Below are 24,515 nucleotides of genomic sequence, written 5' to 3' on the forward strand. Positions count from 1 at the left end.
ACGGAGAAATTTATGTTTTGCGTAAAATATAATTAATTACTTGGCAATAAATTTACCGGATCTGTTGGTTTTCCATCTAAACGAATCTGAAATTCCAACATGACACGAGTTGCACCACTTGACCCCATTTCAGCAATTTTCTTGCCTGCCGTAACATTATCACCACTTTTTACAAGTAATTTACTGTTATGCGCATAAGCACTGATGTAGCCACCATTATGTTTAATCAACACCAAGCGACCATATTCAGGTAAACCGTCAGCAGCATAAACCACTTGCCCATCAGCTGCTGCATACACTGGATCACCGACATTACCGCTATAACGAATACCTTTAATATCTTTTGCGGCATTAAAGTTTTCAATCACTGGGCCAGCAGTTGGACGTAACCAACGAATAGCTGAGCTATTGTTCGGTGCTGTGGTAATCGTAGTTGAAGGTACAGTATTCGGTACAGTCACAGCCTGTCTTTGAATTTGCCCTGTATTGGTATTTAATGCTTGCGTTGTTGTAGTACGGTCATTTCGTGCACTCCCCTTTAAGCGCAGTGTTTGACCGACATAAATTCGATATGGTTCAGAAATATCGTTCATTTGGGCGACTTTAATATAGTCCAACCCATAACGCGCAGAAATTGCACTTAGAGTATCACCAGAACGCACAACGTATCGATCAGGTGCAGCAGCATAACGATTGGTCGCTGTATATTGTGGCTTGGATGCACAACCACTTAAAGCAAAGGTGGTTAGGATTGCACCTGAAATTAATACACTATTTGTCCAAAACTTAGGCAATCCACGCATAAATTGTAATCGTGCCAAAAGCATGGGCTTCCTCTCTCTAATTGATTAATAAATTTAACATTATGTATAAGTTAGCAAAATTACAGCCTATTAATCGGCTTTACACGCTATGTTCACAAAGCTATAACACAAGTTTTTGCTAGTTATCCCATGCGACAAACTTTGCACGTGCTGACTGCTTTACACCTTAAATTGATACTTAGTCTACAAGACTATTTAACAAGGTATAGTTAGTCGCATCCATCTGAATAGGTGTAATACTGACATACTTATTGGCAATCGCAAAAAAATCAGATTGAATATTTGCAGCTTGCTTCACAGGATCTGCCACAGCTTCACCCGCCAAACCAATCCAAAAAACTTGACGACCTCGCGGATCAACTTGACTCGTAATTGGTTTTGATTGCGTGCGACGTCCCTGATAGGTATATAACATGCCCTGAATATCAGCTACATCGGGTATATTGATGTTTAATATATGTCGTGCTGGTAATTCAGGTAACCCTTGTACAATAAAATCATGAACCCATTGTGCAGCCTGTGCATAATCTTCGACATGTTCATGTGAACGTACATTCGGACCAGCCAAAGATACAGCGATCGCTGGATGTTTCATCAAACGCCCTTCAAATGCCGCGCCGACCGTTCCAGAATACAAAACATCATCCCCTAAATTGGCACCACTATTAATGCCACTAACCACCAAATCGAATTCAAAATCGAACATGCCATTCATTGATAAATAAACACAATCTGCTGGTGTGCCGTTCACTGCCCACACATCTTGTGCAACTTGTACTGGACGTAAAGGGCGGTCTAAAGTTAATGCACTCGAATAACCACTGCGCTCACTTTCAGGAGCAACCACCACGACTCGCCCTAATGGTTTTAGTGCTTTAGCCAAAGCTTGTATGCCCGGTGCGAATACACCGTCATCATTCGCCACTAATATATTCACTGCATGCTCCATTTTAATATTTAAATCCATAAACTATCACGCTCTCATCTCGATTAAACCCGCAGGTAAATACATTGATATGAGAATGAAACAGCAAGGGTATACTCGATTTATGGGGATAACAAATAAATGATGAATAAAAAAGCATCTTGCTTAATTTTTAATTACTCTAAACTTATATTAATCAAAAAATTAACTTTTTATTATATTTTGCATATAAATAGCACGGGTTGATTGAACATTCCTGTTAAAACCTACATCATCAATACATTTCATCCATTTCGTTTAGATTAAACTTGTTTAACCTAAACAAATCATTTAGTTAAGTTGAGCATCGATTTATTATGTCTATATTCACTACAACCACTCGAATCTCAAAAATATTGCTTGCACTGGTTATTTCAAGTTCAAGTTTAATTAGCTCGAATAGTTTTGCAGCTGATAATAATGCAGAGCAAGCACATGAAAATATTGAAGTGACTCAGCAAAATGTTACTCCTGAAGAACTCGCTGCAATTTATGTACTTTCTGAAATTTGCCCACCTTTATTAAAAAAACAACCTGGCTTTGAAAAGGGCTATAACAACCTGTTAAAGGACTACTTACCACAAGAGAAAAAACCTGCCGACTATTTAAGTAATCTTAGTCAGCAAAGCCATTTTAAAGCTGTACTAAAACAAGCTCGAGATGATGCTAAAAAGGCTGGAGACCAAGCCAATCTTGAAATTTGCCAAGATGTTGTCAACTACCAACCGTACAAGTAGTATCGTTACATTCTGTGCGCAATCTACCGTTACTTTTCGTAGCGGTTAGCGTTGCTTTGACCTAGAATAGCTATACCATCTCAATATAAAGTAAATTGGAAATACCGAGAATGATTCATAAAAGCGCCATTGCAGCAATCATGCTGATTCCTAGCTTTAGCTATGCTGCAACAGTCCTCTCAAATCCACCAGAATTGAACAATAAATCATATATTTTAATGGATTTTGAAACGGGCCAAGTTCTGGCTGCCAAAAATGAAAATGAGAAATTGGCACCAGCATCAATGACTAAAATGATGACAAGCTACATCATTGAACAAAAACTATTGAAAGGAGAACTTACGGAAGGCGAAAAGGTTCGTATGAACGAATCTGCTTGGTGTAAAGGAAGTAGTACTGAGTCATGTATGTATGTTCCGTTGAATGGTACAGCAACTGTCCTAGAGATGTTACGCGGCATTATCATTCAATCAGGTAATGACTCGTCTAAAGCGATGGCAGAACACATTTCAGGTAACGAAGGTTCTTTTGCTTATAGCATGAATCAAGAAGCCAAACGAATTGGTATGGTGAACACCAACTTTGTCAACTCAACAGGTATGCCAGCTGAAGGACACTATTCCACAGCTAAAGATATGGCTGTATTAGCACAGCATATTATTCATGACAGTTCTAAATACTACCCTATTTATTCTGAAAAAGAATTTACCTTTAATGGTATTAAGCAAGGTAACCGTAACGCACTACTCTATACTGACCCAAGTGTAGATGGTTTAAAAACAGGCCATACCAATGAAGCTGGATTTTGTTTAACCACTTCAGCTAAACGTGGCCCAATGCGTTTAATCTCTGTTATTTTTGGTGCGCCAGATATTCAATCACGTGCAACTCAAACTCGTGAACTTTTATCTTGGGGCTATTCAAACTACGAAACTATTGCAGTACATCCAGCTAAAAAAGTTTTGGCGACATCTAAAGTTTGGTTCGGTACTGAAGATGAAGTACAAGTAGGTTTACTTGAAAACTTTAATGTCACGATGCCTAAAGGTCAGGCAAATGAGATTAAAACACAAGTTTCGGTACAGCCAAATCTTGATGCCCCACTTAAACAAGGTCAGGTTGTAGGTAAGCTGATCACCACTCTAGATGGTAAAGTCATTGCAGAAAAACCGCTTGTAGCGCTCAATGCTGTTGAAGAAGCTGGCTTCTTCTCACGCATAATTGATCATATCAAACTGTTTTTTAGCAATTTATTTTAATTTTCTTTAGAAATCATCATCAATTGTTGTCTAAACATAGCATCATGGGCATAAATTTCGTAAAATACGTTTTTTATCCCATGGTGCTTTTTTTATGACGCAATGGATGCCACATGTAACAGTTGCAACAGTCGTTGAGCAAAACGGCAAGTTTTTGATGGTTGAAGAATCGACAAAGGGGCTCAGTCACCTTGTGTTTAACCAACCTGCTGGACATGTTGAGCGTGCAGAAAGTCTAATTGAAGCAGCACAACGTGAAACCATGGAAGAAACTGGTTATCAAGTCAGTATTAGTGCTTTGTTAGGTATTTATAGTTATACCCCGCCCATGTTTCCAGACCGCACCTATTATCGTTTCTGTTTTTTAGGCGAAGTGGTCGAGCATTTTCCCCAAGCGCAGCTTGATGATGGAATAGTTGCGGCAGTGTGGATGAGTCTGGATGAATTACAAGCTTCGGCACGTGCACGTAGCCCATTGGTCACCAAAGCCATTCAAGATGCTTTAAGCGGTCAACGCTATCCTCTTTCGCTCATTTATGAGCATCAAAATGTTCCTTTTAACTTAATACAGGATGCTTAATCCTATGCAACAACGTGTCATCGTCGGTATGTCAGGTGGTGTAGATTCTTCTGTTTCTGCAGCATTATTACTTCAACAAGGTTATCAAGTTGAAGGCCTGTTCATGAAGAACTGGGAAGAAGATGATGGAACGGAATATTGCACTGCCATGCAAGATTTAGCTGATGCCCAAGCCGTATGCGATAAAATTGGCATCAAACTACACACAGCCAATTTTGCAATGGAGTATTGGGATCGTGTATTTGAGCACTTCTTGGCTGAATACGCTGCTGGACGCACACCTAACCCAGATATTTTATGTAATAAAGAAATTAAATTCCGTGCATTCTTAGATCATGCGATTACTCTAGGTGCAGACTTTATTGCCACAGGTCATTATGCGCGCCGTGGTGCAACTCAAGTTAATAGTCGCGGCGAAGCCTATGCACCGTTACTGCGTGGCCATGATCAAAATAAAGATCAAACTTATTTCCTTCATGCCGTTCATGGTCGTGAAATTAATAAAACTTTATTCCCTGTAGGCGAAATTGAAAAACCTGAAGTACGTAAAATTGCGGAGCAACTTGACTTAGCAACAGCCAAAAAGAAAGACTCAACAGGTATTTGTTTTATTGGTGAACGTCGTTTTAACGATTTCTTAAAGCAATATTTGCCAGCACAACCAGGAAAAATCGTATTGGACGATGGTAAACACGTTGGTGATCACCACGGTCTCATGTACTATACGCTCGGCCAACGTGGTGGGATCGGTTTAGGTGGCATGAAAGGTGCTGAAGAAGGTGCATGGTTTGTATTACACAAAGACATTGCATCGAATCAATTAGTTGTAGGTCAAGGCCATGAGCATCCGCTCATGCACAGTAGTGAATTATGGAGCGAAAACATTGACTGGGTAGCTGGTGAAATGGATATCCCAAGCTCAGGTTTACGCTGCACTGCCAAAACCCGTTACCGTCAACCAGATCAAGCTTGTACAGTGTATGCAGATCCCGCACATGAAAATGCGGTACATGTAGTATTTGATCAATCACAACGTGCCGTGACACCTGGACAGAGTGTCGTATTTTATTTAGATGAAGTTTGTTTAGGTGGTGGTGTGATTCATCATACCAATGCGCCTAAACCCCATTTTATATAACGGAAATTCGACATGGTTGAGTTACCTTTTCAGCAACATCAATTACTAAACAATCGACAGAACCGTGCTCTCGCTTTAGCTGCTGTGTTCCAAGCAACACAGCTCACGCATATGACAGCACTCAATGGACGACAAAGTATTGGTGAGAGTGGCAATTACTATTTTGAACAATTATTAAAAGCAAGTCTAAATGTCCGACCAACTGCTAACTGTAGTTGTCAGACTTTAGATTTTTTTAATCAACTGACAGATATATCGCTCGGTTTAAAAACACTGGAAAGTAGCATCAACCAACCGTTTAGTACAACGCCAAAATCGCCAATTCCTTTGCCTAAACGTCATACCGTTAAATTGCCTATGTCTTATGCCATGGCTTTACTGAGTTTAGAAAAGAAAGTTTATAGCAAACCTGAGTTCGTCAAAATTATTGAAGCATCTCAGCAAAAGATTTTAAAGCAATTATCATTTTTCGATAACAACTATACACACCCAAGCATCTTAGCCAATCTTGCTCAGACCTATGTCGATACAGCAGGACAAATTAATCCACGGATCATGGTTCGTGGACATGCTGAAGCTTTTAAAGATCCCGCACATACCAACCGTATTCGCGCCTCACTTTTTACCGGCTTACAAATGGCGCATCTATGGCGCCAACTCGGTGGTAGTTCGTGGAATATGGTATTTAGTAAACGTAAATTACTGCAAGATATTCGAGAACTTGCCCAAATGCAGTATCAAGCTATTTGATTTGCACAAAGCAATTATTTATATGTTTCATAGCATAGTTTAGGACACCGATATGAATGCTTTAACCGCACTATCTCCACTTGATGGTCGTTATGCCAGCAAATGTGATGCATTACGCCCTTTCCTTTCTGAGTTCGGTCTCATCCATGCGCGCGTTACCGTCGAGGTGCGTTGGTTACAAGCTTTGTCCAATCATGCGGAAATTATTGAAGTTCCGCAGTTTAGCGCAGAAACTCATGCTGCCCTAGATCGTATTGTTGCTGAGTTTTCTGAAGATGATGCTAACCGCATCAAAGAAATTGAGCGTACAACAAACCATGACGTGAAAGCTGTTGAGTATTTCCTCAAAGAAAAAACTGCTGGTATTGCTGAATTAGACACTACTGGCGAATTTATCCATTTCGCTTGTACTTCTGAAGACATCAATAACTTGTCTCACGCCCTCATGCTTAAAAATGGTCGTGAAGTTCTCGTTGAAAGCATGCAAAGTATTATTGATGCGATTGTTAACTTGGCTGAAAAACATGCAGCACAAGCAATGCTGTCTCGTACACATGGTCAAACAGCAAGTCCTACAACGTTAGGTAAAGAAATGGCGAACGTTGCTTATCGTTTAGCTCGCCAAATCAAACAATTTAAACAAGTTGAATTACTTGGAAAAATCAATGGTGCAGTAGGTAACTACAACGCTCACCTTTCTGCTTACCCAAATGTAGATTGGGCTGCACATGCAGAAGCTTTTGTAGAGTCTTTGGGCTTACAGTTCAACCCATATACAACTCAAATCGAACCACATGACTACATGGCTGAGCTTTTTGATGCTCTACGTCGTTTTAACACGATTTTAATCGACTTTAACCGTGATGTTTGGGGCTATATCTCTCTAGGTTACTTCAAACAAAAGCTTAAAGAAGGTGAAGTTGGTTCATCGACTATGCCACATAAAGTTAACCCAATTGATTTTGAAAACTCTGAAGGTAACTTAGGTATTGCCAATGCGATCCTTGGCCATTTAGGTGAAAAACTTCCTGTTTCTCGTTGGCAACGTGACCTTACTGATTCAACAGTACTGCGTAATATGGGCGTAGGCTTTGCGCAAAGCTTAATTGCTTTTGATGCTTGCTTAAAAGGCATTGGTAAACTTGAACTAAATGCAAATAACTTACTTGAAGACTTAAACCAAGCTCAAGAAGTACTTGCTGAGCCAATTCAAACTGTTATGCGTCGTTATAACATTGAAAAACCATATGAAAAATTAAAAGCATTAACTCGTGGTCAAGCAATGACTCGCGATATGATGGTTGATTTTGTCAATGGTTCTGAACTTCAAGGCGTTCCAGATGCGGACCGTGCACGTTTAGCAACAATGACACCAGCAACCTATACAGGGAATGCTGAAGAACAAGCGCTGCAAATCAAAGCACTCATTGCAAAAATCTAAGCTTTAAATTGTTAAAATAGATTTAAAGTAAATCAGCGATCAATAGCTAAATTCTGTTGATCGCTTTTTAATATGTACTGTTTGATCAACCAGTTCATTTAGTTGGGTGATATAAAAAAATTAAGTTAGCAATACTCCAAAAGCAACTATTGTCTCGACCACCATAGGTTTGATTAGATCACCCTACCCAATAAAGCATTCTTTTTTGGAGTACTCATCAATTAAATCAGTGGGTTATATGCACTTATACTTAAACATGGATTTCTTTTTGTTTTGCTTTTTATTTTTATGAAATCGATTTAATAAAAATCAGCTACAATATAATTCAATAAATAATTCGTTATAACACATGATATTTTTTCAATTTAACTTAAAGCATTATCTGGCTTTTCTGCTTTTAGGCATAGCAATTGTGATTGCCAGTATTCAACCTCTTGAATTTGAATCTTATCTTCTTCACCAAGTCGGCACTGCACTTATGCTGATTGCCTTGGTCTTTGTACAAAAAAAATATGGCTTAAGCTTTTTAAGTTTTTGCAGTTATTTGCTGTTTTTATTGATCCATGTCATTGCGGCGCATTATCTTTATTCCTATGTACCCTATGATGAATGGTTTAAGCAGTATTTTGGCTTCGAGCTCAATAGCTATATGGGTTGGAGCCGCAATATGTATGATCGATTAGTACATTTTTGCTATGGTCTCCTGCTCTTTCCTTTTTTTCTACGCATTTTTCAATTACTTTTCCCTGAAACCACAGCCAATAAGCGTTTGTTTTTAGTGGTGCAATTCGTCATGGCATCCAGTTTGTTTTATGAATGGATCGAATGGTGGTTAGCTCTTAGTCTTTCACCTGAAGAGGCTGAAAAATATAACGGTCAACAAGGTGATATTTGGGATGCACATCAAGATATGCTTGTTGCAACTGTTGGTGCATTAATTGCGAGCGCTATATACACCTTTAGACAAAAAGTTAAATAGAAAAAAGCGCATCTCATTGATGCGCTTTTAGCATTGAAATCAACACAGCTAAACTTATAACTTAGGATCGCGAAGTTGAGTTAAAGACTGATTGGCTTTCGCCAGTTGTTCAAACATTTTATCAACCACAGTCGGGATAATTTGATCAACCACTTGCGCTGCTTGCAGTCCAAGCTTCTCACCTAAGCTTGGTTTACGTCGTGTTTGAATCAAATACACATCGTGTTGAGGCAATAGCCCCAGTAAGTATTCATCAGAGGTTTGTAATTTATCTACCAAGTTTAATTTCAGGCTATCTTCGCCATACCAGTGCTCACCTGTAGCAACTTTCTCAACATTAAGCTGTGGACGATATTTTTCGACAAAGTGTTTAAATAAAACATGAGTTTGCTGCAATTCCTCTTCAAACTTCTCTTTGCCTTCAGCTGTATTTTCACCAAACATGGTCACTGTACGTTTATACTGACCTGCTGTGTAAAGTTCAAAATCAACATGATGTTCTTTGAGTAAACGGTTGAAATTCGGTACTTGTGCAACAACACCAATCGAACCTAAAACTGCGAATGGTGCAGCGTATATTTCACTCGCAATACACGCCATCATATAACCACCACTAGCGGCGACTTTATCAACACAAATGGTCAGATGAAAACCTGCATCTCGCAAACGAACGAGCTGTGCAGCAGCTAGACCATAACCATGTACCATGCCACCTGGACTTTCTAAACGAAGTACAACACGATCACGCCCCGCTTTAGCAGTAGCCAGAACTAAAGTTACTTCTTCACGTAAATTTTCAACCGCAGAAGCCTGCATGTCTCCTTTGAAATCAATTACAAAAACTTTTTGATTGTTCTTTTTACGTAAGCGTGTTTCTTTAGACATTTGCTGAGCAAGTTGCAACATTTCAAATTTTGTTGCTGTCGCTTGAGCCACTTTTTTACGCTGTTCATTGACACGCGCATTCAAATGGCTGATACGAACTTCAGCTGGAAGTTTAGGTAGATGAAATAACATATATTGTATTTACTCGTATGCGTATCGTTATTGTTCTTAGATTAGGTTAATCCCAAAGAATTTCAACAGTGATTTCATTAAATTACATAAAGTGCATAAAAAAAGAGCCTCAAAAGGCTCTTTTTCCGATGAACGCATCATTAACCAAAACGGCCTGTAATATAGGCTTCAGTTAATTGATGATCTGGTTGAGTAAATACTTTTTCAGTTGAGTTTACTTCGATCAAATCACCCAAATGGAAATAAGCAGTACGGTCAGAAACACGTGCAGCCTGTTGCATCGAGTGAGTAACAATCGCAATAGTATATTGCGTAGATAATTCTGAAATCAGTTCTTCAACTTTTGCTGTCGCAATAGGATCGAGCGCAGAACAAGGCTCATCCATCAAGATCACTTCAGGGCTGACCGCAATGGTACGTGCAATACATAGACGTTGTTGCTGACCACCAGATAAACCTGTACCAGGTTGATTTAGGCGATCTTTAACTTCTTCCCATAAACCTGCTTTACGTAAACTGTTTTCAACAATTTCTTCAAGGTCATATTTATCGCGTGCTAAACCATGTAATTTTGGGCCATAAGCCACGTTCTCAAAAATCGACTTTGGAAAAGGGTTGGGTTTTTGGAAGACCATCCCAACTTGAGCACGTAGTAACACCACATCCAAATTAGGATCATAAATATCTTGATTATCCAACGTGACCTTACCTGTTACACGACAAATATCAATCGTGTCATTCATACGGTTTAAGGTACGTAGGAAAGTCGACTTACCACAACCTGATGGACCAATAAAAGCAATTACTTCATTTTCATAAACTTTTAAGTCAATACCTTTAATAGCTTCAGATTCACCATAATAAACATGTACATCTTCAGCACTAATTTTTACAGTAGAGCTTTTTTCTTTTTTAGTTGGTTTGCTTGATTCAAACTGCGACACAAAAGAAGTGCTCTGCTGTTTTTGTTCAAACTCTGTTGAAGTTGTTTGTTTCTGATTCACGGTTTTATCCTGTTCTAAGGAATTCTTAATTTCTGTAGTACTCATATGCTTGTGCCCTTATTACCAACGCACTTCAAACTTTTTACGTAGCCAAATTGCAAAGCTGTTTAAAACAATCATTAAACCTAACAATACAATAATAGCTGCTGCGGTACGACCTTCAAAGAAGTTACGTAGTTCATTGCCTTGCCATAAGAAAACCTGAACTGGCAATGCTGTCGCTTGATCTACTGGTGAGACAGGTACATTCGCAACGAATGCGCTCATGCCAATTAACAGTAAAGGTGCAGTTTCACCGAGCGCTTGTGCAACACCAATAATCGCACCTGTTAAAATACCTGGTAAAGCCAATGGTAGAACATGATGGAAAATGGTTTGTACTCGTGAAGCACCTAAACCTAATGCTGCTTGGCGTATTGAAGGAGGTACAGCTTTTAAAGATGCGCGAGTTGTAATAATCACTGTCGGTAAAGTCATTAAGCTTAAGACCAAACCACCTACCAATGGTGCTGAAATTGGCAAGTGCATCCAACCAATAAAGATTGCAGCGCCCAGCAAACCAAACACAATCGAAGGTACAGCAGCTAAGTTGTTAATGTTTACTTCGATAACATCTGTCAGCCAATTTTTCTTCGCAAACTCTTCAAGGTAAACCGCACTCGCAACACCAATCGGGATAGAGATAAATATCACGATCAACATCATGAACAATGAGCCCATGAATGCACCCGCTAAACCTGCAGTTGCAGGTGAACTGCGTGAGTCTGGATTGGTAAATAGCTGTGTATTAAAAGTACGTTCCAGTACACCATCAGCATACATCTGATCTGCGACTTTACGTACTTCTGGACTCAATTGCTGTTGTTCATCAGGCAAACTTCTATCGATATTGCCAGCTAACCATACATCAATATTCGCATCAGCCAGTAACTTAATATCTACTGTTTTACCAATTAATGCAGGATCTTTAAATACCATGTCTCGAACACGGTAGGCTTCAGAGCTGGTATAAATCGTGTTCAGTTCATCGCGATCTTTGGTTAATGCAGGATCTTTGGCAATCATTGCATTCACAATGATTGCATCCCAATCAACCATACCCATTTCGGTCTGCCAAGCGATATAACGCTCATTAAACTGTGCTGGAGTTTCATTTTTATTTTGTACAGGTGCTGCACCTGCATCAATAATTTTTGGATCAAAATAAACTGGAACCGTCATACTGGCTTGCCAAAATGCTGGTAAGCCTTTGTATAAAATACTACTAAATAATATAGCGACAAATGCTAGACCAAGCACCACTGCTGAGAAACCAAAGATACGGAAGGTCTTTTCTTTACGATGACGTTTGGCCAACGATTTTTCAATTTTTGCTTTACGTTTTTCGCGTAACTCGGCAGCAACGCGAGGATCAAATACATTTTGATCCGCAGGAGATGTATTTGATGTACTCATTCGTATTGCTCACGGTATTTACGCACGATATAAAGCGCAACAATATTAAGGCCCAAGGTAATGACAAACAGTGTTAAACCTAAAGCAAATGCCACTAATGCTTGCGGACTTGCAAAGTCTGTATCACCCGTCAATTGATTGACGATCGTTACTGTAACTGTCGACACTGCTTCAAGTGGATTGATATGTAGCAATGGACTATTACCTGCTGCCAATACCACGATCATGGTTTCACCAATAGCTCGCGAAGCTGCTAACAAGAATGCACCGATTACCCCTGGTAATGCAGCTGGCATCACCACACGGCGAATTGTTTCTGATTTGGTTGCACCAAGTCCTAAAGAACCATCCCGTAGCGAACGAGGTACTTGAGTAATGATGTCATCTGAAAGTGAGGATACAAAAGGAATAATCATAATTCCCATCACAAAGCCTGCTGTCAGTGCACTGGTTGCATTGATATTAATGCCAACTAGATCGCCTGCTGCTTTAAATACAGGCCCAATAAACATGAGGGCAAATACACCATATACGATGGTTGGAATACCTGCCAAAATTTCAATGGCTGGTTTTGCCCATGCACGTAAACGTGGAGACGCATACTCTGCTAAATAAATTGCGATCATCAAACCTACAGGTACAGCAACCAGTAAGGCAATGATACTAACCATTAACGTCCCCCAAAGTAATGGTAATAAACCATAACTACCCTCAGCACTTCCTGAAGTACTAAAGCCAGGGTTCCACTGTGTACCCAAGAAGAACTCTAATGGGCTGACGAAGTGAAAGAAACGTAAAGCTTCACTGAACATGGACATGACAATGCCCACAGTCGTTAAAATTGCAACACCAGAACACAGTGCTAAGGAGATATTAATAATACGTTCAACATGATTACGTGCACGATACTGCTGAGCAATTTTCTTTCTTGCCCAAAGTAAACCCAGTAACGCACTACACACCACAACTGCGATTTTCGCAAAAGCACCTACAGACTGGAATTTTTTGAGTTCTGCTGCAGCGGCAATTTCATAGGCTGCTGCTTGATCGCTCACGCCAAAACCTGAAGCAATCGCTTTGATTCGCTCCACCATCACTTGAATGCCAGCTGGATCTGTTGCATTCACTATTGATGCAGGCACGTGATTCAGAACCAAGTGTTTTAAAATATTTGGCTCTACAATATTCCAAACAATCAAAATTAAGAAGGCTGGAATACCACACCAAAGCGCGACCAAAGCACCATAATATCCTGGACGTGAATGCAGTGTTGCCGAATTACTCTCTTTACCAGCAATGTTTCGGCTCTTTCTGAGTCCAATTTGATATGCAATTGCCACAAGAGCTAATAACACACCAATAAGTAGCAGATTCATGTATTCTCCACAGTGTTCTTTCTTTTGCTGAAAAAACCTGACTTAGCACAAAAGGCTGATGATCGTTCCCAATCATCAGCCCTATATGTTTTGAATTACTTAACGCCTTGACCTGCTTTAAATGCAGCAAGCACCTTAGCACGCTCTGCGTCAGACATAGAGATTAAACCTGCTCTGTCTAACTTAGAACCTTTTCCTGAAACTTTTTTGCTGAGGAAGAATTCAGTATATTCTTGTAAGCCTTTGATTGATTTCAAGTGCTCACCTTTAACATAGAAGTATAAAGGACGTGAAACAGGATAAGAACCGTTTAAGATTGTTTGTTCTGAAGGAATCACGTTATTTACTGCTGCTACGCGTAGTTTGTCACGGTTTTGCTCATAGAAACCTAGACCAAATACACCCACTGCACTTGGAGAAGTTTTTAAGCGTGCCAATGTTTCAGTGTAGTCGCCAGCAATTTCAATGACACGACCGTCTTTACGGAAGTTAGAACATGCTTTCTTTTGAGCATCTTTATCAAGTGCCTTGAAGTAGGCATAAGATTCACAACCAGATTCAATCATTTTTTCTTGGAATACTTCACGTGTACCGTGGTTAGAAGCAGGTACAACTAAAGTGATTGGTTCATTCGGTAGTGAACTGTCGATTTGATTCCAACGTGTATATGGGTTTGGAACTAATTTACCATTTGATGGCAATTCAGCTGCCATTGCTGCAAACACGTGTTGTGGACGAAGTTTGTAAGCTGCTTTACTTGCATTAGAAGCAAATACGATACCATCGTAACCTGCTTTAACTTCTAAAATTGTGTTTACGCCTGCTTTTTTACATGCAGCGATTTCAGTATCTTTAATTTTACGAGATGCGTTAGCAATATCAATTGTATTGTCACCCACACCAGCACAGAACTGCTTAAGACCAGCAGAACTACCGCCAGAACCTACTACAGGCGCTTTAAATTGTGGGAAAGTATTGCCAAATTCCTCAGCAACAATACTGGCATATGGAAGTACAGTTGAAGAACCTGCAATTTGAATCGTTTCACGAGCTGCATTAGCTGCTGTAGCTAAAGTTGCACCAGTAACAGCAATAGCAAGTGCGATATGATTTAAGCGCATTTTTTCTCTCTTAATAAATAGGTTAGCTGCTCATCTTGTCGTAGCACCGATTTAACTATGCAGCGGTGTACTTGAATTAACTGCATTTTGATTTTAAATTATGACAATTAGGTGACAGTTACATGACGCTTTAATGATTTGTACAAAGCTTACATTTAATTTTTTGTATATATAACTTTTCATATCCAAAATTTAGAGAAAAATTATTATTTAATTGTTGTATTTCAAAATCTTAAAATCAATATATTTTTAACATTTCATAGTAATGCATAATTGTTAAAAATTCATTTTAGACACTAGATTGAAAAAATCTGTGTACCGTCAAACACATTAAATATGATCTACAAATTATGAGTACAATAATTTAACAGACTAAAAAGTTATTTTTATACAAATCCATCCTATATATTACATTTTATTGACAACAAAAAACTCAGCCCGAAAGCTGAGTGAATAGCTAAATAAAGTTTAATTAAACATCGTGAGATGCTCTTATTTAAAGATGAGACTTCACATCAGATAAAACCAAAACTTTTTTACGATATTTTAAAAGATAGATCACGGCTAAAATACCCAACCACACTGGCCCAAGCATGACAGCTACGCGCATATCAGGGGTCATTGCCATGATGATTAAGATAAAACAAACAAAGCTAATCGTTAAATAGTTACTCCACGGACTCAAAATACTTTTAAATTTGGTTTTCTGCATTTTCAAACGCATTGCTTTAGTAAACTTCAAATGCGTAATCGAAATCATCAGCCAGTTAATCACTAATGCGGTAATCACCAACATCATAAAAAACCCAAAGGCTTCTTCTGGCATAAAGTAATTGACCACCACACAAAGCCCTGAGATCGAAGCTGAAACGACCGCAGCAGCTACAGGGATCCCACGAGCATTAATTTTTTTCAATACGGCGGGCGCATTGCCCTGTTCAGCCAGCCCATGTAACATTCGACTGTTGCAATAAATACAGCTGTTATAAACTGAAATCGCAGCAATCAATACAACAAAGTTCAGTACATTGGCAACACCATTGTTATCAAGTGACTGGAAAATCAGAACAAAAGGACTTCCCCCCTCTGCAACCATGTTCCATGGGTAAAGACAAAGTAAAATCCCAATCGCACCAATATAAAAAATCAAAATCCGATACACAATTTGATTCACTGCTTTGGGAATCGTAGTTTCTGGTTTTTTCGTTTCTGCTGCTGTTATGCCGATCAGCTCTAGTCCACCAAAAGCAAACATAATGACAGCCAGCGCCATAATAAAGCCATGCATACCATTTGGGAAAAAGCCACCGTGTTGCCATAAATTTGCAATACCCGCTTGCGGTCCTGCGGAACCTGTAAGAAGCAAGTAAGCACCAAAACCAATCATACTTAAAATTGCCACAATTTTAATGCAGGAAAATATGAACTCAGATTCTCCAAAAAATCTGACATTGATCAAATTGATGCCATTAATCACAATAAAGAAAAATAATACGGTGATCCAAGTTGGAATCTCTGGCCACCAAAATTGTACAAAAGTTCCAATAGCACTGAGCTCTGCCATACTGACCAAAACATAAAGCACCCAATAGTTCCAACCTGACATAAAGCCTGCCATTTTGCCCCAGTATTTATTGGCAAAATAACTAAAAGAACCGCTCACAGGTTCTTCAACCACCATTTCACCTAAATGGCGCATAATTAAAAAAGCAATGAAACCGGCGATTGCATAACCCAATAATACAGAAGGCCCTGCCAACTTAATGGTATGTGAAAGACCTAGAAATAAACCCGTCCCGATCGCACCACCTAATGCAATCAACTGTATATGCCGATTGGATAATCCTTGTTTTAGCTCATGTGTATTTATATCCATTTTTTAATCTCCAACATGTGTCATTTCCTGTACACTTTTTTTGTATCCGATTCGAAGATCAAAATAAATTTTAAATTGTCATTTGTACGCTGATCAATTTATCAATCAAAATCCAGATCTTTGTTATTCTTGCTAGTTGCTCAGGGCTTTTTCACATAACACCGCTTTGGCTCGTTGTTTTAAAATGCTAAAGCCACGATCGCCATAATCAAAACGCGCAATCACTGAGGCAAATTTTTTCAAACTGCTTGGTGCATCCATCGCTGGAAGTTTTAACTCGATAAAACACATACCATCGTTTTGATCCAGACTTGCCAACACCTGTTGCAAGTGCTCTGCTGTTTCAACAATATGACTGTTGTAGTTTTTATTGCCATTAAAGACATTGGCAATTTCAGTATATTTCCAATTCTGAATATCGTTATAGACTGCATTCTCTCCCATGATCAATCGTTCGATGGTATAGCCGCCATTGTTAAGTAGGAAAATAATTGGTTTAAGCTCATGACGGATAATGGTAGAAAGCTCTTGTACAGTCAGCTGAAATGAACCATCACCAATAAAGAGAATCTGACGACGATCTGGTGCTGCCAACAAACTTCCCAATAACGCAGGTAAGGTATAACCAATCGAACCCCATAGAGGTTGTGCAATATATTGCGCTGTTGCAGGTAACTTCAAACCAGAAAGTGCTGAGTTAGAAGTACCGACCTCACCAATAATGACATCATCGTCCTTAAAGAAACCTTGTATATGACGCCAAAGAATCTCCTGACTCAGTTTTTGCTGCGCTAGGACTTCAACTGTTTTAGGTTGATTTTGTAGAATAGGAGTTGAAAGCTTACGAGGTGTTATTTTTTTGTTGAGTTCAAGCAACAATTGACCAATCTCAATCCCTGGGAAGTCTTGTCCAAAAATATTCAATGAATAAGGTCTAATTTCAATATAGTGCTGTGGTTTAATTTGATGGCTAAATACTGCTGTTCCGACATCACTAAAACGAACCCCCACTCCGATTAAACAATCCGATTGTTCAATTCGACTAAGTACATGCGCTTGGCTTGCTCCACCTGCATAGGTGCCCAGATAAAGTGGCGCACCTTCATCCATCACATTTTTCGCAGTTGACATGTTGGCATAAGCCATAGAACACTTTTGTGATAAGTCCTCAAGCAAAGACGTTACACCAAATACAGATGCCTCTTGATCAACCAACAAGGCTGGGCTCTGTGCACGACTTATAACGTCACATAATTTAGACACAGCTTCTTGCAACAGCTCAGGTTCAACTGTTGGGTAACTTAAGTCAAGTGGACGATCTGAAACTTCAATTTTGATGTGTGTGATGTCAGATGCGAGTTGAATATGTACAGGACGACGATCAAGGAAGCATTGACGCAGTACACGATCAATTTCAAATGCGGCATTTGCAGGGGTTAAACGTGTTTGTGCAACAGTAAACTCTTTCATGCAATTCATGATGTTGTCATAGTTACCATCCACCAAGGTATGATGAAGTAGAGTTCCTTTTTGCACTGCATGCAGTGGAGGAATACCTGAAATATGAACTAAAGCAACATTTTCTGCATAAGCACCAGCTATGCCATTGATTGCACTCAAATCACCAACACCATAAGTGGTTGCTAGTGCAGAAAAACCATTGATACGCGCATAACCATCTGCTGCATAGGCAGCATTGAGCTCATTACAATTACCAATAAATTCAAGCTGTGGATCAGCTTCAACTTGTTCTAAATAAGAAAGATTAAAATCACCTGGGACCCCAAAGAGATGTTGAATACCCATTTGTTTTAAACGAAGATTTAAAAAATCACCAATTTCTATAAACATCGCTCTATTTCCTTTAAAGCCATTTAGTGTGTATAGAAAAATAATATTTCATCTGCGAACTCAATTTCGTGCATAATGGAAACGCATTTCAATAAAATTACAAGATTTGTGTATCATAAAAGGATTTGATGCAATGGATAAGTTCGACTGGCAAATCATTCAGGCATTACAAAAGAATGGACGACTGACCAATCAAGAAGTTGGAGATTTAATTGGTCTATCTGCCTCACAGTGTTCGAGAAGACGACAGGTGTTAGAACAAAAAGGTGTGATCTTAGGATATGCTGCACGCATTCACCAACAAGCCCTTGGTTTGGAGGTGACTGCCATGATCCATATTAATTTACGCACACATGAAGCCAAGTCACAGCAAGCGTTTCAAGATCTCATTGAAACTGAAGATCATATTCAAGATGCTTTTTCAATTAGCGGTGATGCAGACTTTATTTTAAAAGTTGTGGCAGAAAATCTTGAACAACTCTCGCAGTTTGTGACCGAACAACTGCTTTCTTATCATTTTATAGGCCATGTAAAGTCTTATATTGTGCTTAAAAAGATTAAAGAACAGAACTACTTTGTGGCTAAGCTCAAAAACCATCACCATCACACAACAATCATTTAACATTATGTATTTCAAGATATTGAATTTAAGAAGTTAAAATCAATATCGCGCTATGAACGTTGACATCCTCACCCCCCCCTAAACGGGGGTGATTCCTCCTACGAGACGCTCATGTCCGAGCGCAAGTATGTTTAGTGCGGAATTTATATCCCGATCATGGAATGTACCTGAGCAGCACTGCTGCGCAAGATGCACTGCCATGCTCTTATTCCAAGACCTAATCTACCTTTCGGACTACTGCTTGATATGATCTTACAGTACGAACAAGTTTGGGTGGTATAGGATTCATTGACTTCTTCAAACAATACTCCTGCGTTCTCGCATTTATACTTGAGCATTGTTTTGAGTGCCGAAAAACCAGTATCCAAAACAGACTTGGCCATTTTTGTTTTTACCAGTTGGGCAGCACTTAAATTACCAACGACAATCAGTGCATTATTCTTAACAAGCATCGTGCTTGCTTTATGCAAGTAATCTTTTCGACAGTTTGCAATCTTGGCGTGTAATGCACGTACACGCTTTTTATTCCTTGCTCGTTGAGCAATTCCTAGTTGCTGTTCATATTTTCGATAGAATTTAGGATTAGAAATGACCGTACCATCGGAACAAGTCGCCACATCTTTTAAGCCGAGATCAATACCTATAGATTGCTTTGCCTTGGACTGTTCTTGCTCTGGCGAGTCCACAACAAGGCAAACATACCAACGACCACGGCTATCCTCAACGAATGAGCCAGTCTTTACAGTATATTTTGATAGCCCATAGCTATCCCATACTTTGAATTGACACTTGCCATATTGAACATAGCCATCGGCATATTTCACAGCAACTTTTTTAAATGGTATCCAACCAAGTGAACGTCTAGCCGATTTCTTGTTACTCACACGCCATTTAAGTTTGGCTTTTTTAAATTGCTTTCTACGTGTAACCAATTCTTCTGTAATTGCTTGAATAGTTTGGCTATGCAAATTACAGAATTTTGATGTACCCGAAGTATATTCATTAACATCGTAGGCGCTAAAAAAATGCCCTGTACGTTTAAGATGTTTGAAGCACAAATCATTCACATAGTTCCAGACAAAATTAACCTCTGATGCGAGTTGATCTAGCATCTTGCAATGTTTGTCTTTAATACGTAACTTGAGTGTTTTCATGTCTAAACTATAGCAGTTTAATAGGCTAAAAGCCTTATGACTTATGGTATATGCTACACTGAGCGACAAAATATATCGTATGGCTTGCGCCAGTCGCTTATATCCTCACCCTGAACGGTAAGGTTTTACGCTCCATTGGATAAATTATTTAAGCAATAAAAAAACTGGGCTAAATCTTTAGCCCAGTTTTCAATGAAATAAACTTTTAGTTTACTTCAGTACGGAACATACATTTATCAAGCAATTGCAGGCGTATAGTTACCTTGTTCAATTGGACCTTTAATACGTTCAGCTTCTGTAAGAACTAAATCAAGCAAAGCTTTCACGTTATCTAATGTTGCAACTGGACTTAAGGTCGTCATTTTCAATGACTGCACTTGTCCAACCTTAGTTACACCAATATTGGCTTCACCACGCGCAAATAACTCATCTGCAACGTTTTGGTTCAGTGTATCGAGTAACTCAACAGGATAACCTTCAGGCACAACACGGAACAGTACTGAGGCAAATTGAGGTTCAACCAACAACTCTAAACCATTGCTCGCCTTGATGTAATCTGCAACATCACGTGTTAAATCTACACCATGGTCAATCATTGAACCATAAAGCTCTTCACCGAGGGCTTCCACTGTCATCCACAATTTCAATGCATCAAAACGACGCGTTGTTTGTAAAGACTTAGAGACCAAGTTTGGTACACCATGTTCTTCATCATAAGCAGAGTTTAAATACTCCGCCTCATAGTGCATAAAGCGGTAATTTGCTTCATCTTTTAACAAGAATGCACCACAAGAAATGCTTTGGAAATAGTGTTTATGGAAATCTAAAGTGACAGAGTCAGACAACTCAAGTCCAGCCAGCATCGAACGGTAATTGTTTGATAAAATCAACGCACCGCCCCAAGCAGCATCAATATGCATCCAAGCACCATACTGATCCGTGATTTTACGAATACGCTGTAATGGATCGATTGCACCAGCATCGGTCGTACCCGCTGTTGCGACGACACATGCCACGATTTTGCCTTCAGCCTGTAGATGCGCCATGGTTTTTTCCAAGGCGTCCACATCCATTTGTGCAAATTCATTTGTGGGTACAGTCACAACAGATTGGAAACCCATCCCCATCATGGCCATATTCTTTTGTACTGAAAAATGTGCATTTTCAGAACAAATCACTTTAACTTTTTGCAAAGCTTCAGCAGGAATACCTAAACGCTGTGCTGACCAAGCTTGACCATCTTCATCTTGCCAATGCTTAGCGATACAAGCGTCACGTGCCAACAAGACACCCATCAAGTTAGACTGTGTACCACCAGAAGTGAATACTCCAGCTTGTCCCGAACCATAGCCAACTTTTTGACGAAGCCAGTCAATCAATTGTACTTCCATCAATGAACCCGCTGGGCTTTGATCCCAAGAGTCCATAGATTGGTTCGTAGCATTAATCAAAACCTCAGCAATTTGACTGGCAACCATTGTTGGGCAGTGCAAATGCGCTAAAGAATGAGGATGATGTACTTTTAGGCTTTTATTGAGAAAGAGTTCAACCATACGCTCAAGCGACTGTTGAATCCCGATCCCCTGTTTACTCGGTTGAAATGCAATAACTTCACGTAATTGCTTAATACTACCGCCAGTATACATTTTGTCATTTTGCAACCAGTCTGCAACGGATTTAACCGCTGCAGTCATCGCTTGCTCATAATCTGCAATAGATTGAGCATCGTTGCATAATAAAGCCTGACGATGTTGAGCAAAATCCACCATATTACGCGCCTCGAACTGCAACAAGTGCTTGTGCTAATGCTTGTTTAAAACGAGCAATTACTTCAACACACTCTTCTTGATTGATAATCAATGGGCAAAGTAAACGAATTACAGTACCGTTACGACCACCTTTTTCTAAGAGTAGTTTGTTATCAAAACAAGCTGTTTGAATTGCAGCAGCAAGTTGAGAATCAGCAGGATAAGCGCCAATATGGTTTGCAGCTTGACGCTCATCAACGATTTCAACGCCGATCATCAAACCTCGACCACGAACATGACCAATACATGGGAATTCAACTGCAAGTTTCTTCAACTCCGCTTGTAGAAAATCACCACGTTCCTGAGCATTTTGCGCTAAACCTTCGGCTTTGATGGTTTGCAAAGTCGCAAGTCCAGTTCCCATAGCCAATTGGTTACCACGGAAAGTTCCCGTGTGGCCAGCAGGTTGCCATGCATCAAATTTACGTTTAATACCTAGAACAGCAAGTGGTAAACTCCCCCCTACTGCTTTAGACATCACCACAACATCAGGTTCAATTCCTGCGTGTTCAAAAGCAAACATTTTGCCTGAACGTGCAAAGCCTGCTTGGACTTCGTCCAAGATCAACATAATATTATGTTTTTCAGTCACTTCACGAATTTTTTTCAACCACTTCGTCGGTGCAGTAACTACACCACCTTCACCTTGAATAGCTTCAAGAATCACGGCAGCAGGTTTGGTTACACCGCTTTCAACGTCTTCAATAAATTGTTCGAAATAATAAGTTAATGCATCAACACCTGCTTCACCACCAAGGCCCAATGGGCAACGGTATTCGTGAGGATAAGGCATAAATTGCACACCTGGCATCAGGTTATTGACAGCATTTTTAGCACTCAAATTACCTGTCATTGCTAAAGAGCCATGCGTCATGCCGTGATAACCACCAGAGAAACTGATTACGGTACCACGACCTGTATAGGTTTTAGCAAGTTTAATTGCAGCCTCTGTCGCATCAGCGCCAGATGGACCACAGAACTGTAAGCAGTATTCTGCTTGACCGCCCGGTAAATAAGATAATAACGCCTCAGTAAAGGCATCTTTCAAAGGTGTTGTTAAATCCAGAGTATGCAAAGGCAAACCGCTTGCGATTGTGTCTTGAATACTTTGAATGACCGCGGGATGATTATGGCCTAATGCCAATGTTCCCGCCCCAGCTAAACAATCGAGGTACGTTGTACCCTCAACATCGGTAACCCAGCAACCATGTGCTTTCGCTATCGCTAACGGTAATTTACGTGGATAACTACGAACATTTGATTCCATTTGACTTTGGCGAGTCAAATAATATTCGTTAGTGTTATTGGTGGCAGGATTTACAGAAGTAACGCTCATATCGAATTACCATCTCTGATATGGGTTGATAGAAATAAGTCGGGTGACTTGTGGTCCTTTGACTCGGTGCTTTTTTAACTAGTTTAGTGATGTTTTTAGATAATCCAAACTAGGAGCGCGATAATACAGCTTTTTCCCAAAAAAGAAACAGCTAGACTGTTGATATCACGCATTAGACGATTGGAAAAAACACTAACTTCAGTTAATTTTGAATTATCATCATACTATGTGACAAGGCAAAGAAAAACACAGTAACTTTCGTAACTCAATAAGTTTTTTCTTTACTCTGCCTACATCACAAATGTATAAGATAAGCAGTTGATATACTTATTAAATATTGAGGGAAGTTTTCAAATTTATATCATTTGTCTACAAACTTACCACAATACTTTCACAGCATATCATTTTTCAGCGCTTAATATCCGTTAAACCATGTAATTAACATTAAATCCATCAAACCACTCACTCATTTCTTGGGGAATTGTATGCGTCAGCTCATCTTATCTAGTTTACTTGTTGCTGGTACATTCAGTAGTATCAGTCATGCCAACAGCACCAATGACATCAACTACAATATTGTTTCGGTTCAAGCCGAAGCGACACGTGACGTGGTCAATGACGAAATGCTCGCAGTATTATTTATAGAGAAAAGTAATAAACAACCTGCTGTATTAGCGAATGAAATTAATCAACTCATGAACCAAGCAACTCAGCTTGCGAAAAAGTATCCTCAAGTTAAAATCAAAACAGATAGTCAAAACACCTATCCAATTTATGATAATGACAACCGTAAACTCAAAGAATGGCGTTCTCGTGCCAATATTCGTCTAGAAAGTACCGATTTTAAAGCAACCAGCCAACTTATTAGTGAGCTACAACAGAACTTCCAAACAGAATCAATTAACTTTACTGTTTCAGATGTACAGCGTAATAAAGTTGAAAGCGAGTTAATGGTTGAAGCTTCTAAGAATTTCCAACAACGTGCACAAACTTTAAGCCAAGCATGGAATAAAGCAGGATATAACTTAGTTAATCTCAATATCAATACACGTAATAGTAACTACCCTCAACCAATGATGATGCGCGCAGCAGCTGGAAAATTTAGCGAATCTGACAGTATTGCACAGCAAAATGTTGAAGCAGGTGAAAGTAAAATCACTGTCAGTGCGAATGGTAGTATCCAATTTAAATAAGCTTCATTTTTAAAATAGAAAAAAACCAAG

20 protein-coding genes and 1 pseudogene are annotated in these 24,515 nt (G+C 39.4%); 9 read left to right on the forward strand and 12 right to left on the reverse strand.

All coding sequences use genetic code 11. The features are described from left to right. Positions 1 to 32 precede the first annotated feature (32 nt). Together Aru01_RS02095 and surE are read right to left on the reverse strand one after the other, a co-directional pair. Positions 33 to 827: a peptidoglycan DD-metalloendopeptidase family protein gene (locus Aru01_RS02095; protein ID WP_016655572.1), complete on the reverse strand. Its 795-nt coding sequence runs from the start codon at positions 825 to 827 to the stop codon at positions 33 to 35. A gap of 175 nt (positions 828 to 1,002) precedes the next feature. Further along, positions 1,003 to 1,761, reverse strand: a complete 759-nt coding sequence (gene surE / locus Aru01_RS02100) for a 5'/3'-nucleotidase SurE (protein ID WP_040331143.1) — start codon at positions 1,759 to 1,761, stop codon at positions 1,003 to 1,005. A 344-nt stretch (positions 1,762 to 2,105) separates the two neighbouring features. Between surE and Aru01_RS02105 the strand changes: the two genes are divergently transcribed. The 7 genes from Aru01_RS02105 to Aru01_RS02135 all read left to right on the forward strand — a co-directional run bounded on the left by Aru01_RS02105 (position 2,106) and on the right by Aru01_RS02135 (position 8,672). Then, positions 2,106 to 2,525 carry an MCR_0457 family protein gene (locus tag Aru01_RS02105; RefSeq protein ID WP_016655570.1) on the forward strand — a complete coding sequence of 140 codons (420 nt, stop codon included), beginning with the start codon at positions 2,106 to 2,108 and terminating at the stop codon, positions 2,523 to 2,525. A gap of 110 nt (positions 2,526 to 2,635) precedes the next feature. Beyond that, positions 2,636 to 3,784: a D-alanyl-D-alanine carboxypeptidase PBP5/6 gene (dacC, locus tag Aru01_RS02110; RefSeq protein ID WP_016655569.1), complete on the forward strand. Its 1,149-nt coding sequence runs from the start codon at positions 2,636 to 2,638 to the stop codon at positions 3,782 to 3,784. Between the two features lie 94 nt (positions 3,785 to 3,878). Beyond that, a complete protein-coding gene (locus Aru01_RS02115) occupies positions 3,879 to 4,364 on the forward strand; it encodes an NUDIX hydrolase (RefSeq protein ID WP_016655568.1) in 486 nt (161 codons plus the stop codon). A gap of 4 nt (positions 4,365 to 4,368) precedes the next feature. Continuing rightward, a complete protein-coding gene (gene mnmA / locus Aru01_RS02120) occupies positions 4,369 to 5,502 on the forward strand; it encodes a tRNA 2-thiouridine(34) synthase MnmA (protein ID WP_016655567.1) in 1,134 nt (377 codons plus the stop codon). 12 nt (positions 5,503 to 5,514) lie between these two features. Next, on the forward strand, positions 5,515 to 6,252 hold the full coding sequence (hflD, locus tag Aru01_RS02125; RefSeq protein ID WP_016655566.1) for a high frequency lysogenization protein HflD: 738 nt from the start codon (positions 5,515 to 5,517) through the stop codon (positions 6,250 to 6,252). Between the two features lie 52 nt (positions 6,253 to 6,304). Further along, complete coding sequence (gene purB / locus Aru01_RS02130) at positions 6,305 to 7,693, forward strand: adenylosuccinate lyase (protein ID WP_016655565.1); 1,389 nt, start codon at positions 6,305 to 6,307, stop codon at positions 7,691 to 7,693. 349 nt (positions 7,694 to 8,042) lie between these two features. Next, the gene (locus Aru01_RS02135) at positions 8,043 to 8,672 is read left to right on the forward strand and encodes a DUF2238 domain-containing protein (protein ID WP_016655564.1); all 630 of its coding nucleotides are present in this window, start codon (positions 8,043 to 8,045) and stop codon (positions 8,670 to 8,672) included. Positions 8,673 to 8,726: 54 nt separating this feature from the next. On the opposite strand, the gene sohB is transcribed toward Aru01_RS02135, so the two are convergent. The 7 genes from sohB to Aru01_RS02170 all read right to left on the reverse strand — a co-directional run bounded on the left by sohB (position 8,727) and on the right by Aru01_RS02170 (position 18,372). Then, positions 8,727 to 9,689, reverse strand: a complete 963-nt coding sequence (sohB, locus tag Aru01_RS02140) for a protease SohB (protein WP_016655563.1) — start codon at positions 9,687 to 9,689, stop codon at positions 8,727 to 8,729. Between the two features lie 140 nt (positions 9,690 to 9,829). After that, positions 9,830 to 10,738, reverse strand: coding sequence for a phosphate ABC transporter ATP-binding protein PstB (gene pstB / locus Aru01_RS02145; RefSeq protein WP_016655562.1), 909 nt, complete (start codon positions 10,736 to 10,738; stop codon positions 9,830 to 9,832). Positions 10,739 to 10,753: 15 nt separating this feature from the next. Then, positions 10,754 to 12,148 (reverse strand): phosphate ABC transporter permease PstA, encoded by a 1,395-nt coding sequence (gene pstA / locus Aru01_RS02150; RefSeq protein ID WP_016655561.1) that lies wholly within the window; start codon positions 12,146 to 12,148, stop codon positions 10,754 to 10,756. Continuing rightward, positions 12,145 to 13,524, reverse strand: a complete 1,380-nt coding sequence (gene pstC / locus Aru01_RS02155; RefSeq protein WP_016655560.1) for a phosphate ABC transporter permease subunit PstC — start codon at positions 13,522 to 13,524, stop codon at positions 12,145 to 12,147. The genes pstA and pstC overlap by 4 nt, the downstream gene beginning before the upstream one ends. A gap of 95 nt (positions 13,525 to 13,619) precedes the next feature. Then, a complete protein-coding gene (locus Aru01_RS02160; protein ID WP_016655559.1) occupies positions 13,620 to 14,645 on the reverse strand; it encodes a substrate-binding domain-containing protein in 1,026 nt (341 codons plus the stop codon). A gap of 496 nt (positions 14,646 to 15,141) precedes the next feature. Further along, a complete protein-coding gene (locus Aru01_RS02165; RefSeq protein ID WP_016655558.1) occupies positions 15,142 to 16,521 on the reverse strand; it encodes an amino acid permease in 1,380 nt (459 codons plus the stop codon). 132 nt (positions 16,522 to 16,653) lie between these two features. After that, positions 16,654 to 18,372, reverse strand: a complete 1,719-nt coding sequence (locus Aru01_RS02170) for an alpha-keto acid decarboxylase family protein (RefSeq protein WP_016655557.1) — start codon at positions 18,370 to 18,372, stop codon at positions 16,654 to 16,656. Positions 18,373 to 18,505: 133 nt separating this feature from the next. Here Aru01_RS02170 and Aru01_RS02175 point away from each other — a divergent pair, with 133 nt between their 5' ends. Beyond that, positions 18,506 to 18,994, forward strand: coding sequence for an Lrp/AsnC family transcriptional regulator (locus Aru01_RS02175; RefSeq protein WP_016655556.1), 489 nt, complete (start codon positions 18,506 to 18,508; stop codon positions 18,992 to 18,994). Between the two features lie 78 nt (positions 18,995 to 19,072). Here Aru01_RS02175 and Aru01_RS02180 read toward each other — a convergent pair. The 3 genes and pseudogenes from Aru01_RS02180 to Aru01_RS02190 form a co-directional block, all read right to left on the reverse strand. Beyond that, positions 19,073 to 20,148: pseudogene (locus Aru01_RS02180) on the reverse strand (RNA-guided endonuclease InsQ/TnpB family protein). Positions 20,149 to 20,384: 236 nt separating this feature from the next. Further along, entirely contained in the window at positions 20,385 to 21,917 is a 1,533-nt protein-coding gene (locus Aru01_RS02185; protein WP_016655554.1) for a pyridoxal phosphate-dependent decarboxylase family protein, read from the reverse strand. Between the two features lies 1 nt (position 21,918). Beyond that, on the reverse strand, positions 21,919 to 23,292 hold the full coding sequence (locus Aru01_RS02190; RefSeq protein WP_016655553.1) for a diaminobutyrate--2-oxoglutarate transaminase: 1,374 nt from the start codon (positions 23,290 to 23,292) through the stop codon (positions 21,919 to 21,921). A 485-nt stretch (positions 23,293 to 23,777) separates the two neighbouring features. Between Aru01_RS02190 and Aru01_RS02195 the strand changes: the two genes are divergently transcribed. Next, positions 23,778 to 24,485 (forward strand): SIMPL domain-containing protein, encoded by a 708-nt coding sequence (locus Aru01_RS02195; protein ID WP_016655552.1) that lies wholly within the window; start codon positions 23,778 to 23,780, stop codon positions 24,483 to 24,485. The last annotated feature ends 30 nt before the right edge of the window (positions 24,486 to 24,515 follow it).

The sequence above is a fragment of the Acinetobacter rudis genome (assembly GCF_000829675.1).
GTDB classification, from domain to species: Bacteria; Pseudomonadota; Gammaproteobacteria; order Pseudomonadales; family Moraxellaceae; genus Acinetobacter; species Acinetobacter rudis.